The 16,489-nt window shown below is 66.0% G+C and carries 17 protein-coding genes; 12 read left to right on the top strand and 5 right to left on the bottom strand.

Annotated elements, in window-relative coordinates; genetic code table 11:
* Window positions 1-65: 65 nt before the first annotated feature.
* Both ACNANG_RS14355 and ACNANG_RS14350 read right to left on the bottom strand, forming a co-directional pair.
* Window positions 66-1,133, bottom strand: coding sequence for a Rieske 2Fe-2S domain-containing protein (locus ACNANG_RS14355; protein WP_420223538.1), 1,068 nt, complete (start codon window positions 1,131-1,133; stop codon window positions 66-68).
* Window positions 1,134-1,240: 107 nt separating this feature from the next.
* A complete protein-coding gene (locus ACNANG_RS14350; RefSeq protein WP_420223537.1) occupies window positions 1,241-2,215 on the bottom strand; it encodes a LysR substrate-binding domain-containing protein in 975 nt (324 codons plus the stop codon).
* 294 nt (window positions 2,216-2,509) lie between these two features.
* Between ACNANG_RS14350 and ACNANG_RS14345 the strand changes: the two genes are divergently transcribed.
* The 10 genes from ACNANG_RS14345 to ACNANG_RS14300 all read left to right on the top strand — a co-directional run bounded on the left by ACNANG_RS14345 (window position 2,510) and on the right by ACNANG_RS14300 (window position 11,036).
* Complete coding sequence (locus tag ACNANG_RS14345) at window positions 2,510-2,935, top strand: hypothetical protein (protein WP_420223536.1); 426 nt, start codon at window positions 2,510-2,512, stop codon at window positions 2,933-2,935.
* 333 nt (window positions 2,936-3,268) lie between these two features.
* Entirely contained in the window at window positions 3,269-4,009 is a 741-nt protein-coding gene (locus tag ACNANG_RS14340) for a CHASE4 domain-containing protein (RefSeq protein ID WP_420223535.1), read from the top strand.
* A gap of 29 nt (window positions 4,010-4,038) precedes the next feature.
* Window positions 4,039-5,355: a putative bifunctional diguanylate cyclase/phosphodiesterase gene (locus ACNANG_RS14335; RefSeq protein ID WP_420223534.1), complete on the top strand. Its 1,317-nt coding sequence runs from the start codon at window positions 4,039-4,041 to the stop codon at window positions 5,353-5,355.
* Entirely contained in the window at window positions 5,352-5,480 is a 129-nt protein-coding gene (locus ACNANG_RS14330) for a hypothetical protein (RefSeq protein WP_420223533.1), read from the top strand. The genes ACNANG_RS14335 and ACNANG_RS14330 overlap by 4 nt, the downstream gene beginning before the upstream one ends.
* A 115-nt stretch (window positions 5,481-5,595) precedes the next feature.
* Complete coding sequence (locus ACNANG_RS14325) at window positions 5,596-6,531, top strand: TauD/TfdA dioxygenase family protein (RefSeq protein WP_420223532.1); 936 nt, start codon at window positions 5,596-5,598, stop codon at window positions 6,529-6,531.
* Between the two features lie 8 nt (window positions 6,532-6,539).
* Window positions 6,540-7,787, top strand: a complete 1,248-nt coding sequence (locus tag ACNANG_RS14320; RefSeq protein ID WP_420223531.1) for an alpha-hydroxy acid oxidase — start codon at window positions 6,540-6,542, stop codon at window positions 7,785-7,787.
* Window positions 7,775-8,554 (top strand): fumarylacetoacetate hydrolase family protein, encoded by a 780-nt coding sequence (locus ACNANG_RS14315; RefSeq protein ID WP_420223530.1) that lies wholly within the window; start codon window positions 7,775-7,777, stop codon window positions 8,552-8,554. The genes ACNANG_RS14320 and ACNANG_RS14315 overlap by 13 nt, the downstream gene beginning before the upstream one ends.
* A gap of 7 nt (window positions 8,555-8,561) precedes the next feature.
* A complete protein-coding gene (locus tag ACNANG_RS14310) occupies window positions 8,562-9,023 on the top strand; it encodes a nuclear transport factor 2 family protein (protein WP_420223529.1) in 462 nt (153 codons plus the stop codon).
* A gap of 193 nt (window positions 9,024-9,216) precedes the next feature.
* Complete coding sequence (locus ACNANG_RS14305; RefSeq protein WP_420223528.1) at window positions 9,217-10,167, top strand: Bug family tripartite tricarboxylate transporter substrate binding protein; 951 nt, start codon at window positions 9,217-9,219, stop codon at window positions 10,165-10,167.
* A 35-nt stretch (window positions 10,168-10,202) separates the two neighbouring features.
* On the top strand, window positions 10,203-11,036 hold the full coding sequence (locus tag ACNANG_RS14300) for an NADPH-dependent oxidoreductase (protein ID WP_420223527.1): 834 nt from the start codon (window positions 10,203-10,205) through the stop codon (window positions 11,034-11,036).
* Between the two features lie 79 nt (window positions 11,037-11,115).
* On the opposite strand, the gene ACNANG_RS14295 is transcribed toward ACNANG_RS14300, so the two are convergent.
* Complete coding sequence (locus tag ACNANG_RS14295; protein WP_420223526.1) at window positions 11,116-11,850, bottom strand: tripartite tricarboxylate transporter substrate-binding protein; 735 nt, start codon at window positions 11,848-11,850, stop codon at window positions 11,116-11,118.
* Window positions 11,793-12,131, bottom strand: a complete 339-nt coding sequence (locus tag ACNANG_RS14290) for a hypothetical protein (RefSeq protein WP_420223525.1) — start codon at window positions 12,129-12,131, stop codon at window positions 11,793-11,795. The genes ACNANG_RS14295 and ACNANG_RS14290 overlap by 58 nt, the downstream gene beginning before the upstream one ends.
* 195 nt (window positions 12,132-12,326) lie before the next feature.
* Here ACNANG_RS14290 and ACNANG_RS14285 point away from each other — a divergent pair, with 195 nt between their 5' ends.
* On the top strand, window positions 12,327-13,244 hold the full coding sequence (locus ACNANG_RS14285; protein WP_420223524.1) for a LysR family transcriptional regulator: 918 nt from the start codon (window positions 12,327-12,329) through the stop codon (window positions 13,242-13,244).
* A 36-nt stretch (window positions 13,245-13,280) separates the two neighbouring features.
* Here ACNANG_RS14285 and prpR read toward each other — a convergent pair whose 3' ends face one another.
* Entirely contained in the window at window positions 13,281-15,230 is a 1,950-nt protein-coding gene (gene prpR, locus ACNANG_RS14280) for a propionate catabolism operon regulatory protein PrpR (RefSeq protein WP_420223523.1), read from the bottom strand.
* A gap of 248 nt (window positions 15,231-15,478) precedes the next feature.
* Between prpR and ACNANG_RS14275 the strand changes: the two genes are divergently transcribed.
* Complete coding sequence (locus ACNANG_RS14275; RefSeq protein WP_420223522.1) at window positions 15,479-16,417, top strand: tripartite tricarboxylate transporter substrate binding protein; 939 nt, start codon at window positions 15,479-15,481, stop codon at window positions 16,415-16,417.
* Window positions 16,418-16,489: the final 72 nt, after the last annotated feature.

Raw genomic sequence — 16,489 nt, 5'->3', positions numbered from 1 at the left:
GTCGTTCGAAGCAAGGTGGGGGTATGGCGATGCGACCCGGGCTCTCCGCGCCGCATCCACCGTTGTCACGCGTCCATCGTCAGTACACTGTCATTCGGGATGCGGCCGGCATTGCCGCTTGCTTCTTCCGCCATCAATTCCTTCAGTCTGCGTCGCACCCGGATCGCCGCCAGGTCCGACGACAGCAGCACCGGCCGCAACGCATCCAGGTCGGTGGTGCCCATGCGCTGCTGCACGGCTTCCAGCATGGGCTTGTCCTGCTCATGAAAACCCACCTGCTGCCAATTGGTCGTTTCCTGGTCGGCCTTGGGATCGTCCAGCAGATAGTTGCGGGAACTGGCGTAGAAATAGTGCGTGGTGGTGTCCGTTTCGGGGGTGACGATATGCGTGCCCCGGCGCAGGATGCCCGCGCTGCGCGGCTGGCCGACTGGCGTGACGCCTACTTCGAGCTGGCACGCACCCGGTGCCTGCCAGCGCATGTCCAGCCAGTAGGCCACCGGCGCGTCCGGGTCCGCCAGGAAAGGCGTGAACGATTGCGGCGCGCGCGTGGACGGGATGGCGCGCCGGCTGTCCAGGGTGCGGCCGGTCTGCGTCACCTCGTGGGGCGCCACCAGCAGCTCATCCGTCTTTTGGTACGGCGCATGCAGGAAGTTCACGTGCGTCAGGTCCATCAGATTGTCGACGACCAGCTGGTAGTTGGCCTGTTGCAGCATCACGTTGCCGATGGTCTTGAAGGACGGGTCGGTCAGGTAGCGATAGGCAGGCACCTGGGCGGCATCCGCGCGGGCCGGGTCGCCCATCCAGATCCACACCAGTCCATCCTGCTCGACCAGGGGATAGGCGCGCACGCGGGCTGCCGTCGGGATGCGCTGGTCGCCATGGGGGTTTTCGACACAGGCGCCGGAGCAGTCGAACTTCAGGCCGTGATAGCCGCATTCGACGGCATCACCCACAAGGCGGCCCAGATGCAGCGGCGCGAAGCGGTGCGGGCAGCGGTCGGCAATGGCGGCCGGCGTGCCGTCAAGCTGGCGGTAGAGCACCACCGGCTCGTCCAGAAGGGTGCGGGGCCGCAGCGTGCGGGTGACTTCGTGTCCCCAGGCCGCGACATACCAAGCGTTGCGCAAGTAGGCCATGCAAGATCCTTTTCAGACCACCCGGCGGGTGGAAAACAGGACCTCATGCTAGGCAGCGCGACCCCACCGCACAAACGAAACTTCCTAAGTTCAGAGTTGACGGATTTTCATGCCGGCGCGCGCGAATCGTTGCGGGACGCATCGACCGTGTTGTGCAGCGCATCGACATCGTTGCGGAATTCATCGATCAGCCAGGCCCGGAAAGCCATTGCCTTGCTGCTGAGCGGGCGATCGTCGGGATAGACCAGGTAATAGGCGCCCGGCCCCTTGACCCGCAAGTCCCACGGCGAAACGAGCCGGCCGGTCGCCAGTTCCTTGGCCACCATGCGCGGATCCACCACCGCCAGGCCCAGGCCGGACTCTGCCGCCTCGATCACCAGGTTGCGGCTTTCCAGGGTCAGCTGCCGTTGCGCCGGGTCCCGCGTGATGCCGGCCGCGGCGCACCACAGGGTCCAATCTTCGGGACGCGCCTTGGCGGCCAGCAGATCGTGGTGCAACACATCGGTGTAGCGGTCGAGCGCATGACGGGCGCGCACCGACGGATCGCACACCAGCATCAGGTATTCATCCTGCAGGAACTCGGCGGTCAGGCCCGGCCAGCAGCCATCGCCATAGAACACCGCGCAGTCCACATTGTCATGATCGAAATGGGTGTCGATACGCGAGATGCGGATCTCGGTATTGGCCACCTGCGCCGGAAAGCGCGTGAAGCGCGGCAGCAGCCATCGGGTCGCGAAGGTATGCAGCGCACTGACGACCAGGTCGCGTTCGGGCGCGGGCCGGGCCGCTTCCTGCAGCGCGTCGTCCAGTTCGGCCAGACAGGTCTCGACCCGCGCATGCAGGCGCCGCCCGACGTCCGTGAATGCCAGGCCGCGGCCGTGCCGCAGGAACAGCTTGGCGCCAAGCCGTTCTTCAAGCGCGCTCAACTGGTGACTGAGCGCCGACGCGGTCAGGTGCATGTCTTCCGCCGCGCGCATCAGGCTCTGGTAACGCCCGATCACCAGGAAGCTGCGCAGGTGATTGAGCGGCAGGTGGTTCAGGTTCAAGGCGTGGGACATGGCACGCGGGGTCGGCGAGGTCATGGTTGTCTCATGCAGGTGGGCCACTCGACCCGGCTGCCAGGGGCGGGGTCACCTGACAGTCTAGCCCGTCGGGCGTGGACGTCCTGCCAGGTCTCGCTCCCTTCCCCTAAACGCCTCAGCTCTACATCTTTCTGTGCAGGCGCAGGACTAGACCATCACCACCGCCTCCGTCTCACCAACGGCTGATGGGCGCAGGCCAAACGCCGCAGCACAATGGCTTCGCGGATAACAAGTCCGGGTTGCGAGCCGCGACGCGACACTGGTCATCACACAGCGCGGTACTAGGGAATCAAGATGCCGAAAGTAAGATACGGAGACTGGAAACAACTGGTGGACAAGGATGTCATTGCGACGGTGGGCGGCGTGCGCCATGTCGGAACCGTCATTGGCGTCAATCCCTTCCGTTCGGTGGCCTGCGGCGCGCCGCCCTGGATGCTGGCCACCCCCGACGGGTCCGTCTATTTCGACCCGGGTGTCGAGAGCGTCGATATCGAAGTGATCGACCTGGCGCCCAACACCACGTCGCAAAGCTACGACCGCGAAGACGTCGAACGCTGGGCCCGTGAAGCCGGCCTGCTGCGAGAAGGCATGCGCATCAACGAAGCGCACATCACCTTTGCGCTGATGGTGGCGGCGCGTTGCGCGGCAGCCGGTGACCGCTATGACAGCGGCGAAAACAACGCCGGCGAAGACATCCGGGCCATGTTCGGCCTGAAGTAGTCTTCCGGCGTCAGGGCGCCCGCCGACGCTGTACGCCGACTGCTCCTGTACGGATGAGCAACCCTTGCCCGCTGCGCCGGGCAGGGTCGCGCGCGCGCCACACTCTTTTGCCCTGAAGGCGGCATTAGTCGCAACAGTGGGACCTTTCTGGGACGGTATCCGGCGATCATTGCCGGGCACCCCAGCGAGGGGCTTGCCCGTGTCCGGCAGACGCCACCGGATGCGGACAGAAGAGAGGAGTGTCGTGATCGTGTTTGTCTGGCGTCATTGCACCGCGCGCGTTGGGGCGCGCGGTGCGCCGGGCTTCTTGCAGGAAGCGGCCCGGTGAATCGTATGGTCGGTATGTCACCGGATTTCCGCCGCCGGTTCGTGTTGCATGTGCTGCTCCCGTTGACAGGCCTGCTGCTCTCCATCACTGCTGCGTTGACCCTGGTCGTCCTGTCCACGACGCGCCATAGCGACACCGATTCCATCAACGAAGAACGCGCCATCATCCAGGTGGCCATTGCCGGCAGCCTGCGCGATCTGGGCGCGCAGCAGCGCAGTGTCGCGCTATGGCAGCCACTGGCGCGGGCGCTGGCGTCGCCCCCGGTCGATGCGGCATGGCTGGACGAAAACGTCGGCGGGTGGCTGCACGCCATGTTTCGCCACGATCGGGTGTTCATCGTCAACGAATCAGGCAACGCACTGTATGCGGCGATCGACGGCATCCGGGTCGAGGGCCGCCGCTATGACAGCCTGCGGCCCTACCTGCGCACCCTGCTTGCCGACGTCGCGGCGTCGGGCGAGCAAAATGTCAGCCTGCTGAAGATCGGCGCGCGGCCCGCGGCGATCGCGGTGGCCCGGATCAGTGATGCCGATTCGCCCGGCCACGCGGGTCCGGCAGGTGCGGAACGCCTCACGCAGCCCACGTACCTGCTGGTGAATCTGAAAATGCTCGATGACGGCTATCTGGCCGACCTGGCGCGCGACAGCATACTGAGCGATCTCAGGTTTTCGGCCACCGACGACGCCAGCGATGCCGAGCACAGCATGCCGGTGCGCCAGGCGTCGGGGGCTCGATCGGCCATCTGATCTGGCGTCCGGACCTGCCAGGCACACGCATGCGGGCGGCCATCCTGCCATTGCTGCTGGTCGTGCTGGCAGTCATCGTCCTTGCGATGGGGCTGCTTGCGCGGCGTCTCTGGAAATCCGCGGTCCGCCTGTCGCAGTCGGTGATCGAATTGCGCGCGAGCGAAGCCCAGGCGCAGCACCTGGCATTTCATGACGTGCTGACCGGCCTGCCCAACCGGGCGCTGTTTGATCAGCGTCTGGCCGAATCCCTGGCCGCGACGCGTCCCGGCGAAAGGGTCGGGCTGTTGCTGCTCGACCTGGATCGCTTCAAGCAGGTCAATGACACGCTGGGGCACCACGCCGGCGATGCCTGGCTGAAGCAGGCAGCCGCGCGGCTGTCGGCCTTGGCGCGGCCCGAAGATACCGTGGCGCGCCTGGGAGGCGACGAGTTCGTGCTGATCCGTCCCCGCATGACCGAGCGCACCGATATCGAAGCGCTGGCCCGCGCCATCGTCGACGCCATCCGCAAGCCTTTTTATCTGCTCGGCAACGAGATCTTCGGGTCGACCAGCATCGGCATCGCCATCGCGCCCGACGACGGACAGGACCGGGTCGACCTGGTGCGCCGCGCCGATATCGCCATGTACGCGGCCAAGCGCGAGGGCCGCGACCGCTACCGGCGGTTCGAGCCCGCCATGGACGAAACGGTCAAGCGGCGGCAGGTGATTGCCGATGATCTGCGCGTGGCGTTGCTGGATGCCCGCGGCCTGGACGTCCATTACCAGCCGCAGGTCGATGGGCGCGGCGCGGTCGTGGGACTCGAAGCCCTCGTGCGGTGGACCCATCCAGTGCGCGGCACGATCACGCCCGACGAGTTCATTCCAGTCGCCGAAGAGACAGGACTGATCATGCCGCTGGGTGAGTGGATCCTGCGACAGGCGTGCCGCACCGCGCGGCAATGGCCGCAATGGTTCATGGCCGTCAATTTGTCGCCCGTGCAATTGCGATCGGCCGACTTCGCGATGCGCGCGATCGAGATCGTCGAAGCCGAACACTGCAACCCTTCGCAGATCGAACTGGAGGTGACCGAAGGCGTCCTGGTCGGCGAAGACCCGGTGTCGAACATGGCGCTGGCACGCCTGCGCCGCGCCGGTTTCAAAGTGGCGCTCGATGACTTTGGCACCGGGCACTCCAGTCTCAGTTACCTGCGCCGCTTCGAGGTCGACAAGATCAAGATCGATCGGTCGTTCACGCAGAATCTGTGCTCGGACGCGAACTCGGCCGCCATCGTGGGCTCGGTCGTGGCGCTGGGCCGCGCCATGGGCATCACCGTCACGGCTGAGGGGTCGAGAATGCACACCAGATGACGGCGCTGGTGGACGCGGGCTGCGACGAACTGCAGGGTTTCCTGTTCTCGCGCGCGATGCCCGCCAGCAGCCTGACAGACCTGGTCAGGAAGCAGGACGGGGCACTGGCCCCCGCGGCGCGTTAAGCCCGCCACCGCATCCTGGTTTCCTTTTGCGAAACAACAAGTTTGCGGCTGTGTAGTTATCAAGCGTCTTGCCGACGCCTACCATGGGCGCATGTTCAAGCAAGGAGCACGCACCATGGTCATCGAGCCCTCGGGCCAGATCCTCGGCGCCACCATCGCGGGGCTGGATCTGTCGCGCGCGTTGTCACCCGACGCCTTCGCCGGCATTCTTGCCGCCCTCGGTCAGCATGGGGTGTTGCGCTTTCCCGCGCAGACCATTGACGCGGCGGCGCTCAAGGCGTTTTCGGCGCATTTTGGCGGGCTGCAGACCACGCTGTCCCCCGTCAACGAACCGGGCTTTCCGGAAGTCAGCATCCTGTCCAACATCGTCGAGAACGGAAAGCCGATAGGGCTGGCCGACGCGGGCCAGGACTGGCACACCGACATGTCCTACAACGCGACGGTCGGCTTCGTGAACGTGCTGTATGCGATCAAGGTGCCGCGCCGCGACGGCAAGGCGCTGGGCGCCACCAGCTTTGCCAATATGCACGCGGCGTACGACGACCTGCCTGCCGATCTCCGCGAACGGTTGCGCGACGCAACGGTGCTGCACGACTTCAACAAGTTCTGGGAAAACATGCGGTCGCGGCCCGGCAGCGAACGACCCCCGCTGACGCCGGAACAGCGCGCCAAGCGCCCGCCGTCGGTCCACCCCCTGTTCCTGACGCATCCGATCACGGGGCGCAAGGTGCTGTACTGCAATCCGGGCTACGCGATCCGGATCAATGAATTGCCGGAAGCCGAAAGCAACGCCATGCTGGACATGCTGACGACGCATCAGTTGCAGGAAAAGTACCAATACACGCATCAATGGACGGAAGGCGACGTGCTGATGTGGGACCATCTGGGCACCCTGCACACCGCGTGGCCGGACTACCTGCCGCATGAACACCGGCTGATCAAACGCTGCCAGGTCATGGCGGACCGTATCTTCGATCCGGACTTCCTGCCGCCCTCGGTGCGGACACTGGCCGGCGCGCGCGGCGAGCCGCGCGCAGGCAGCCGGGCCTGAGCCCCGCCATGTTCGCCTCTTCCGACACCCGGCTGGCCCGCGCCAGCTCCATCGAAGACCTGCGGCAGATGGCGCGACGCCGCCTGCCCCGCCTGGTCTTCGACTTCTTCGACGGTGGCGCCGAAAGCGAATCGACGCTGGACGACAACCGCCTTGCCTTTGAACGCGTGCGGCTGCGCCCCAAGGTATTGGTTGACGTCAGCAACATCTCGACAGCCTGCGACGTGCTGGGTGCGCCGGCGGGTTACCCGATGGCTATCGCACCCACCGGCGGCGTGGGCTATGGCCGTCTGGGCGGTGATGTCGCGATCGCCAAGGCGGCGGCGCGCATCGGCATTCCCTACACCTTGTCGACCAGCGCCACGGCTTCCATCGAACGCATCGCACGCGAGGCGCCCGGCCGGCTCTGGTTCCAGGCGTATGTGCTGAAGAACCGCGAATTCCTGCTTAAGCTGATCGAGCGCGCGCGGGTGGCCGAGTACGAAGCCTTGGTGATCACGGTCGATCTGGCCGTTGGCGGCAATCGCGAACGGGATCTTCGCAACGGCTTTCGCACGCCGTTCCGTCTCGGGCCGAAAAGCATCGGCGACGTCGCGCGGCACCCGGGCTGGGCGCTGGCCGTGTTGCGGCACGGCTTTCCGGTCAATGAAAACCTGATCGGCCTGCAGCGCGACGTGTCCAGCGTGGCCGGCGTGGCGGCGGCAGTCGGCCGCAATTACGACCCCTCTTTCGACTGGGACCGGCTTGCCGAAATCCGCGCCCTGTGGCCGCGCAAGCTGATCGTGAAGGGCGTACTGCGGGGCGACGATGCGGATCGGCTGGTGCGCATGGGATGCGACGCCATCGTGGTGTCGAACCATGGCGGCCGGCAACTGGACGGCGCCAGCGCCACGCTCGATGCCCTGCCTGAAGTGGCGGCCGCCGTGGCCGGACGGGTGCCCGTGCTGATCGACGGCGGCGTGCGGCGCGGCGTGGACATCGTCAAGGCGCGCGCGCTGGGGGCGCAGGCCGTGCTGGTCGGCCGCGCCACCCTGTGGGGCGCCGTGGCCGCGGGGGATGCGGGCGCCGAACGCGCGCTGCAGATCCTGACCAGCGAACTGGTGCGCGCCATGAAACTGTGCGGCACCCCGCGCATCGACGCCATCGGCCCAGACCTTCTGGCACCGCCCGCCGGCGCGGCGTCTCGGGTGGCATCGCCCGTGGCATCCCCGGCGGCATCCCTATTCACGACAAGGAGCAGCGCATGCGCTGGATGAGATACACCACGGCCGGCGCGACGCATTACGGCATCGTCGAAGGCGACCGCGTGCGCCGCGTATCGGGCGATCCGTTCCACGGCTATACGGTGCAGGACGACTGGCACGCGATGGCCGATGTCACGATCGAGGTCCCGGTCATTCCCCGCACGTTTTATTGCGCCGGACTGAACTACGCCGCGCACGCCATCGAAGCCGCCGCCAAACGCGGCGTCGAACCCAATCTGCCCAAGCAGGCCGATATCGGCTACCGCGCCAACAACGCACTGATCGCGCATGGCGCTGCCGTCGTCATTCCGCCCGATGCGCAGAAGATGCAATACGAAGGCGAACTGGTCGTGGTGATCGGCAAGCAGGCAAAGCGCCTGACGCCGGACAACGCGCTGGAGTGCGTGCTGGGCTACACCATCGGCAACGACGTCAGCGAGCGGGTGTGGCAGCGGTCCGACCGCACGCTCTGGCGGGCAAAGAACACGGACACCTTCAAGCCGATGGGACCGTGGATCGACACCGATTTCGACCCGTCGCACGCCACCACCACGGTCAGCGTGAATGGCCAGGCCAGCACCACATTCGCAACCAACGACATGTTGTTCGGCGTCACCCACTTTCTGTGCGCGATGAGCCAGTACCTGACGCTGTGGCCGGGGGATGTGATCTGGATGGGCACCGATGGATCGTCGCCCGACCTGAACGCCGGCGACGTGGTGGACGTGACGATCAGCGGGTTGGGCACCTTGAGCAATCGATTCATACAGGGGGAATGAGACAGCCATGGAACGATCCGACAGTCGTGGTGAACCGCAGCCCGCCGGGCTTGGTGAACTGCAAGCGGTGATCGGCTGCCAGCAAGCCATTCACCGCTTCTATGCCGCGCTTGACGCGTCCGACATGGATGCAGTCAGCGCGGCCATGGCGGACGATGGCGTATGGCATCGCCAGGGGCAAGCGCTGCGCGGTCCGGCGGCAGTCCAGGCGGCCCTGGCCCAGCGCCCCGCCGGCCGTCGCACCGCGCACCTGGTGCAGAACCTGGTTGTCGATGTCATCGATCCGGGCCACGCACAGGCGCAGTTCATGACGCTGGTGTACCGGCATGATGCAGACGCGCCGCTGTCCGGCGCCGCGCCGCTGGGCGGGCCGCTGTCGATCTCGTTTCATCGCGAACGCCTGGTCTGCACGAAAGGCGGCGTGTGGAAGTTCGTTGAAAAAGTGTCGGAGCGCCGCTTCGCTGCGTGATGCGCCCCGCACGTGATGCCGGGGCGGCGCGGCGGTGCCCGCGGTCGCCCTGATCCGCCCTCCCCGCGCAGCCGGGATACACCGGCATGCGGGCCTACAAGGAGACTTGCATGATCCCTGAACGCTTCGCCCTGTATCGCCGCCGCGCCTGCGCGCCGTCACCTGCACGGCTGCCGCTGCTGCCTGGGCGGCTGTGGCGGGCCTGCCGCTCGCGCAGGCGCAGACTGCGCCTTCCGCGCCATCAAGAAGCCCATCCTTTCCTACCCGGCCCATCACGCTGGTGATCGGCTACGCGCCCGGCGGCGGGACCGACATCGTCGGCCGCGTGCTGGCCCGCGAACTGGAAAGCGAGCTTGGCCAACCGGTCGTTGTGGAGAACAAAGCCGGGGCGGGCACGCTGATCGCCACCGAATATGTCGCGCGCGCGCCCGCCGATGGGTACACGCTGTTCTTTGCCACCAATGGCATGGTGATCAACTCGCTGCTCAAGGATCCCGCGCCCTATGACGTGGTGAAGGACTTCGCGCCGGTGGGCATGGTCACCGTGCAGTCCCTGGCGCTGATCGTGCGGCCAGGGCTCGGCATCCACTCGGTCAAGGAGTTGATTGCGTACGCGAAGGCACGGCCCGGCAAGCTCAACTTCGCTTCATCGGGACATGGCAATGCCCAGCATGTCGCGGGCGAAGCCTTCGCCGCCGCAACAAGGATCGACATCGTGCACGTCCCCTACAAAGGCGCGGGTCCCGCCATCCAGGATCTGATCGCCGGACGCGTCGACATGATGTTCACCGGCCTGCTCGGGCTGAAGGATCACATCGCCGCCAAGCGTATGATTCTGTTGGCGACCACCGGCCAGTCGCGCACAACGGCGACACCCGATGTGCCGTCCGTGTCCGAAGCCGCCGGCCTTCCTGATTACGCCGTCGATTCCTGGCAGGCCATCTTTGCCCCCGCCGGCACGCCGCAGCCCGTCATCGACAGGCTGAGCCAGGCGCTGCAGCGGGTGGGCCAGGCAGGACGGCTGGCCGACCGGTTCAAGGACGAAGGCATGGACGTACGGGTCTCGACCCCGCCAGCCCTGCACGACTTCATCGTCAAGGACCGGCGCCAGCTTGCCGGCATCATCGACCGCATCAAGAAGTGACGTCTCAACCCCTTTTGCCCAATAGCGAACTGCCCATGAATTCCGTCCCGCAGACCACCTTGACCCAGATGCTTGCCGCCCGCTATGGTGCGGCCGCGGCGGGTGCCGATGATCTCAATGACACGCTGGCCACCCTGCTCGGGCATCGCTCCGTGCGCACCTACACCGATGCGCCGGTGCCCGACGGCACGCTCGAGCTGCTGGTCGCGGCCGCGCAATCCGCGTCGTCGTCCTCCAACCTGCAGGCCTGGAGCGTGGTCGCCGTGACCGATCCGGCGCGCAAGCAGCGCCTGGCCCACCTGGTCGGCGACCAGAAGCACGTGGAAGAGTGCCCGCTGTTCCTGGTCTGGATCGCCGACCTGGCGCGCCTGCGCAGCCTGGGCCTGCGGCGCGGCATGCCGCACGCCAGCCTGGATCACCTGGAAATGTTCCTGGTGGCCACCATCGACGCCGCGCTGGCCTCGCAGAACGCCGCCGTCGCGGCGGAATCGCTGGGCCTGGGCGTGGTCTACATCGGCGGCATTCGCGACCGGCCCGAAGAGGTCGCCGCCGAACTGAATCTGCCCTCCAATACCTTCGGTGTGTTCGGCATGTGCATCGGCTATCCCGACGCCACGCGTCCGGCTGCCGTCAAACCGCGTCTGCCGCAGACCGCCGTGCTGTTCCGCGAGCAGTACGACGCAACGACGCTGGAACCCGCGGCTGACAGCTACAACGCCGTCATGGCGCAGTTCTATCAAAGCCAGGGCATGAAGCCCAAAGGCGAGTGGGACCAGCATTCGCTGCAGCGCGTGCGCGGTCCGGAAGCAATGAAAGGCCGGGACCGACTGGTTGAGGTGCTCAACCGCATGGGCTTTGCACTGAAGTAATCACGAGGGTGCGCCAGCACCGGTGGAATGACAAACGGGCGCCTGTCGAGCGCCCGTTGCTTTGCCTGCTGCCTGCCGTTTATTGCAGCGTCGTCTTGGTGTGCTTGAGCAGCGCCTGGTACTCGCTGGAGTCCTTTTTCAGCATCTCGCGCAGGGCGTCCGGAGACGACGTGCGAACCTCCATGCCTTGCGCGGCCAGGGTCTCGACGATCCGCGGCGACTTGGCCGCCTTGGCAATCGCCGCGTTCAACCGTTCCACCACCGGTCCGGGCGTGCCGGCAGGCGCCAGCACGGCTTGCCACGTACCCGCTTCGAAACCCGGCAGTCCGCTTTCAGCCACGGTCGGCACGTTGGGGGTGGCGGGATTGCGTTTGGCGCCCGTGGTGGCAACGAGGTTCAGCCGGCCTTCGTTCACGTGTTCCATATTGCCGACCAATGAACTGAACATGACGTCCACACGGCCTGCCAGCAGATCCGTCATGGCCGGGCCGGTGCCTTTGTACGGTACGTGGACCATCTCGATCCTGGCAGCGGTGCGGAAAGCCTCGCCTGCGAGATGTTGCGCCGACCCGTTCCCCGACGACGCGAAGTTGACCTTGCCCGGATTGGCCCTGGCATAGGCGATCAGGTCCTGGACCGTGCGCAGCTTGAGCTTGGGCGTGACCAGAATGCCCAGCGACTGCACGGTGGTCAGCGACACCGGCTGGAAATCCTTGACAGGGTCGTACGTGGGCTTGTCATGCAGCAGCGGCGTGATCACGAAAGCGTTGGTGCCAAACAGCAGCGTATAGCCGTCAGCCGGTGACCGCCGCACCGAGTCGGTACCGACCAGCGTGCCGCCCCCGCGCGATTTTCCAGCACGACGGTCTGGCCGAGGTCGGCCGACATTTCCTGCGCGAGCATGCGGCCCACGATATCGGTCGCACCGCCCGGCGCATACGCGACCACCATGCGGATGGGATGAGATGGAAATGCCTGCGCCCGAGCCTGCTGCGTGAACGCCGTGGCGCCGGCCAGCAAGACGACAGCGCCAGCAATCTTGAGCACGTTCAAGGATGACGCGGCGTGCCGCACGCGTGAGCTGAATGGGACCATGGGTGTCTCCGCAAAAGGTCGATACGCCGGCTTGGAAGCGTGGCTGTTATAAGGACGGCTCGCGGACGGAATGCACCCTTCCCCGAAACAATGCCGAACGGCCATTATTCGGCGTGGGGCCTGACCCAACAAGACGGCAGTGCTAAATTGATAATTTCCAGATAAGAAACCGACAGGGTCCGACAAGGAGACGATGTGGACGAGTTGAGCTGCCTGCGCATGTTCCTGGAAGTGGCGCGACGCAACAGCTTTTCGGGGGCCGCGCAGCACTTTGGCGTATCGCGGGCCACGAGCACCAAGCAGGTTGCCTGGCTGGAAAAATCCTTCGGCGCCAAACTGCTGAACCGCACGACCAAGCAATTGGGTCTGACCCGCGCCGGCCTGGAAGTCGTGGAAAACGGCAGCGCCCTGCTTCAGCAATATGACGAACTGCGTGAGTCCGTCAACAATCTGTCGGGCGACGTGTCCGGCATCGTCCGCGTGGGCGTACCACCGTCCTTCGGCACGCGGCGGCTGCTGCCGGTGATACGCGACTTCTACGCCCGCTACCCCGACATCCAGATCGCACTGAGCCTGCTGACAGTGCGCAAGCAGGAAACCTTTGTCGAACAGGGACTGGATATCGGCATCATCATCGTGCCGGTGCTCAAGGACGCCAGCTACGTTGCGATTCCGCTGGCCGGCGCGCCGCAGGCGCTGGTCGCCTCACCCGCCTACCTCAAGCGCCACGGCCGCATCCGCACACCGCAAGACCTGATCGGGCACAACTGCCTGGTCAACTGGAACAAGTCTCCTACCGGCATCTGGAACTTCACGGGTCCCGACGGCCCGGTGTCCGTCCGTGCGCACGGCTCGTTGCGCTCCGACTTTGGCGACGCCTTGAAAGAGGCGGCGCTGGCCGGCCTGGGCGTGTCCATGCATCCGTATTACATGATCGCCGAAGAGATCGAGCAAGGCCTGCTCAAGGTCGTGCTGCCCGACTACGAGCCCTCGGCCCTGGACGTGTACGCGATCCATTCGTCACGCAAGAACATGCCAATGCGGGTGCAGCTGTTCGTCGAATTCCTGAAGGAATGGGCGAAAACGCCCAAGGCATGGAGCAAGCTGGCCTAAGCAGACCTTCTTGCGCGCAACGGACGCCACGGGCGATCAGCTGCTGCGCAGTTTGCGCCACAGCGTCGTGCGGCTGATACCCAGGCGCCGGGCGGCTTCCTCGTGGTTGCCCGCGCAGGCGCGCAACATGGCTTGCGCCATGCCGCTGTCACGGGTGCGGCGCGCATCAGGCAAGGTCTGGCCGGGCGGCAGACGCACGCCTGTCATCTGCCCCATCCCGGCCAGCATGGCCTTGATCTCGCCACGGGTCGGCGCGCGGTCCGCCGACAGGCAGGCCATGGCCAGGCGCTCGGCCACGTTCTCCAGCTCACGCACATTGCCGGGCCAGGGGTAGGTCTTCATGGCCGGCAAGGCCAGCCGCAGCACATCCTTGGCCAGATCCGGGCGATCGGCGCGCCCCAGGGCGTTGGCGATCAGCCGGGTGCCCAGCGCGTGGATGTCGGCCGGGCGTTCGCGCAACGGCGGCACCGCCACGTGCAGGATGTTCAGCCGGTAGAACAGGTCTTCACGAAAGGATTCGTTGGCCACCATCGCGATCAGGTCGCGGTGGGTGGCGGCAACGATGCGGACATCGACAGCGACCGCGTCGACGCCGCCGACCCGCGTGATTTCCTTTTCCTGCAGCGCGCGCAGCAGGCGCGTCTGCAACGCCAACGGCATCTCGCCGATTTCATCCAGGAACAAGGTGCCCTGATTGGCGGCTTCGAACAGCCCGATCTTGCCGTGACGGCTCGCGCCCGTGAACGCCCCTTCTTCGTAACCGAACAGTTCGCTTTCCAGCAGGCTTTCGGAAAACGCGCCGCAGTTCATTGCGATAAAGGGATGATGGCGACGCCGGCTGGCGTTGTGGATGCCCTGCGCCAGCAGTTCCTTGCCCGTGCCGCTTTCACCGCTGATCAACACCGCTGCGTCGCTGTGCGCCGCAAACACCGCGCATTGCTTCACGACGTCCCGCATGGCGGGCGACTCGGCAACGACGTCATCGAGCCGGTAGCGCGCGGCGCGTGACTTGCGGTGACTGTGCGCGCGCAGCTTGCTGGCGGCGCGCTCCAGTGTGCTCGATCCGTGCAAGGTAAAGATCGCGCCGGTCTGCACGCCCTCATCGAACAGCGGCACCCGGTCCACGACCAGCGAACGCCCGGCCATGTCCTCGACCGAGCCGATGTCGCTGGTGCCACGCGTCAGCACCTGGCCCAGCTTCAGTTCCGGCAATACGCTGTGCACGGGCTGGCCCTGGGTGCCCGAGACCCGTGCCCCCGTCAGTTTTCCAACGGCGGGATTCACGGTCAGGATGCGGCCTGCCATGTCGACGGCCACCACGCCGTCGGTCAGGTGCTGCAGCACGGAATCCAGCCGGGCGCGCCGTGACCGCTCGGCCACCTTGGCGCTGGCCAGCGCAATGGCGTCGTCGAACGCGGCACGGACGGAGTCCGGCGAATACACCAGCACGCCTTCCAGCCCGGCGGCGTAGGCCAGATTGACGATCAGGCCCGGACCCACCACCGCCTTGATGCCCAGCCGGGTCAGCTCGGCCAGGCACAGCCGCGCGTCGTCCGCCGTCTCGTAGGAACGCAGCACCAGCGGCAGATCGAACAGCCCGGCAAAGCGCGTCAGCTCGGGCGAGATGCGCAAGTGCATCACCACCGCGATCCGGTCAGAGATGGACCGGGCCTTGCTCAGCGCCGCCATAAGGTCGAAGCCGCCTACCTTGACGAGGGCCACCGGCTGGGACAGGTGGCGGCGCAGATAGGCGCCATGCGCGCCTGCCGCGACGACGACATCGCATGGCCCGTCCTGGGCGCCTCGAGAGATCGCTGACACGGCGTCGTCGTAGCCCTTGTCGACGACCTCGATGCGCGCGCGATCGGCAAATTCCGGCGATACCGTGTGGAAGATGTCGGTCAGCCGGTGGGCACTGGCCGCCATGATGACCGGGCGAACGGCGTCGGAAAAAGGCTGCGGCATGTCAGGGTTCGGCTGTTTCATGTGGGTTTCATTATTGAAACATACTCCCCGCCGTGCTCGGGCGTCGATCCGCCGGGTACCTGGCAATGGCGTCACGCCGGGCTGCCGCCCCCTATGGCACGGCCATTGCATATCGCGTGAGATGGCCTTGGCCTTGCATGATCCCCTGACAGACCTGACACAGGCGCCGACTTACTGGAGACCGCAACAATGACTTTTTATCTGGCCGCAGACACGTCCTTCGTGCGGGCCTGGCGCTGACCCTTGCCTTGGGCCTGAGCCCATTGACCTGGCACGGCGCCGCCAACGCGCAAGCCTACCCCGCCAAGCCCATCAAACTGATCGTGCCGTTTGCGCCTGGCGGGGGCAACGACGCCATTGCCCGCCTGCTTGGACGGCAGCTGTCGGAAGCACTGGGCCAACCCGTTGTGATCGACAACCGTGCGGGGGCGGGCGGACGGCTGGGTGTCGAACAAGGCATCCGCGCGGAACCCGACGGCTACACGCTGACGCTGATCTCGAACAGCTATGCCGCCAACCCCAGCCTCTACCCCATCAAGTTCGACCCGATCAAGGACATCACGCCGGTCGGCATGATTGCCCGCGCGCCGTTGCTGGTCGCCGTCAATCCAAAACTGCCGGCGCGCACGATTCCTGAATTGATTGCGCTGGCCAAGACCAAATCGGGCGGAATGACCTTCGCATCGTCCGGACAGGGCGGCATCTCGCATCTGGCCACCGAGCTGTTCCTGAAGAGTGCCGGCATCGATATGACTCACGTTCCTTACAAGGGAACGTCGCCCGCGTTGACCGACACGGTGGCCGGACTGACCGACGTGTTCTTCAGCACGCCCGCCGCGGCGTCGCCCTACATGAAGAACAAACGGTTGAATGTGCTGGCCGTGACGACGCCCAAACGCAGTGCCGCCGAACCCCAGATTCCGACCGTGATGGAGTCCGGCCTGCCCGATTACGAGGTGACCGTGTGGTACGGCATCATCGCGCCGAAAGGCCTGGACCCGGCCATTCAGAAGCAGTTGAACCAGTCCATCAATACGGCGCTGGGCAGCAAGGAAGTCACGGACCATCTGAAAACGACCGGCGAAGAGACCTCACCCGGCACGCCCGCCGCCTTCATGGACCAGATCGACAAGGAAGTCGCCCTGTGGCGGCGTGTGGTGGCGGACGCGCGTATCCAGGTGGACTGAACGCGCCATGGCGCACCGCCGTGAAGCGCATGCGCCTGCCTTGACAACCTGCCCCGGACAACCTGCCCTGAA

Source organism: Pigmentiphaga litoralis, assembly GCF_048632615.1.
Classification (GTDB): domain Bacteria; phylum Pseudomonadota; class Gammaproteobacteria; order Burkholderiales; family Burkholderiaceae_B; genus Pigmentiphaga; species Pigmentiphaga litoralis_B.
Note: the sequence above shows the minus strand (reverse complement) of the source record. Positions and strands in the feature narration are given on the sequence as shown.

Bases quoted from the DNA above. Each gene is read 5' to 3' on its own strand.
- ACNANG_RS14310 (WP_420223529.1), top strand. From the start codon at position 8,562: ATGGAACGATCCGACAGTCGTGGTGAACCGCAGCCCGCCGGGCTTGGT.
- ACNANG_RS14340 (WP_420223535.1), top strand. From the start codon at position 3,269: ATGGTCGGTATGTCACCGGATTTCCGCCGCCGGTTCGTGTTGCATGTG.
- ACNANG_RS14350 (WP_420223537.1), bottom strand. From the start codon at position 2,215: ATGACCTCGCCGACCCCGCGTGCCATGTCCCACGCCTTGAACCTGAAC.
- ACNANG_RS14320 (WP_420223531.1), top strand. From the start codon at position 6,540: ATGTTCGCCTCTTCCGACACCCGGCTGGCCCGCGCCAGCTCCATCGAA.
- ACNANG_RS14335 (WP_420223534.1), top strand. From the start codon at position 4,039: ATGCGGGCGGCCATCCTGCCATTGCTGCTGGTCGTGCTGGCAGTCATC.
- ACNANG_RS14355 (WP_420223538.1), bottom strand. From the start codon at position 1,133: ATGGCCTACTTGCGCAACGCTTGGTATGTCGCGGCCTGGGGACACGAA.
- ACNANG_RS14300 (WP_420223527.1), top strand. From the start codon at position 10,203: ATGAATTCCGTCCCGCAGACCACCTTGACCCAGATGCTTGCCGCCCGC.
- prpR (WP_420223523.1), bottom strand. From the start codon at position 15,230: ATGAAACAGCCGAACCCTGACATGCCGCAGCCTTTTTCCGACGCCGTT.
- ACNANG_RS14290 (WP_420223525.1), bottom strand. From the start codon at position 12,131: ATGGTCCCATTCAGCTCACGCGTGCGGCACGCCGCGTCATCCTTGAAC.
- ACNANG_RS14345 (WP_420223536.1), top strand. From the start codon at position 2,510: ATGCCGAAAGTAAGATACGGAGACTGGAAACAACTGGTGGACAAGGAT.
- ACNANG_RS14330 (WP_420223533.1), top strand. From the start codon at position 5,352: ATGACGGCGCTGGTGGACGCGGGCTGCGACGAACTGCAGGGTTTCCTG.
- ACNANG_RS14315 (WP_420223530.1), top strand. From the start codon at position 7,775: ATGCGCTGGATGAGATACACCACGGCCGGCGCGACGCATTACGGCATC.
- ACNANG_RS14325 (WP_420223532.1), top strand. From the start codon at position 5,596: ATGGTCATCGAGCCCTCGGGCCAGATCCTCGGCGCCACCATCGCGGGG.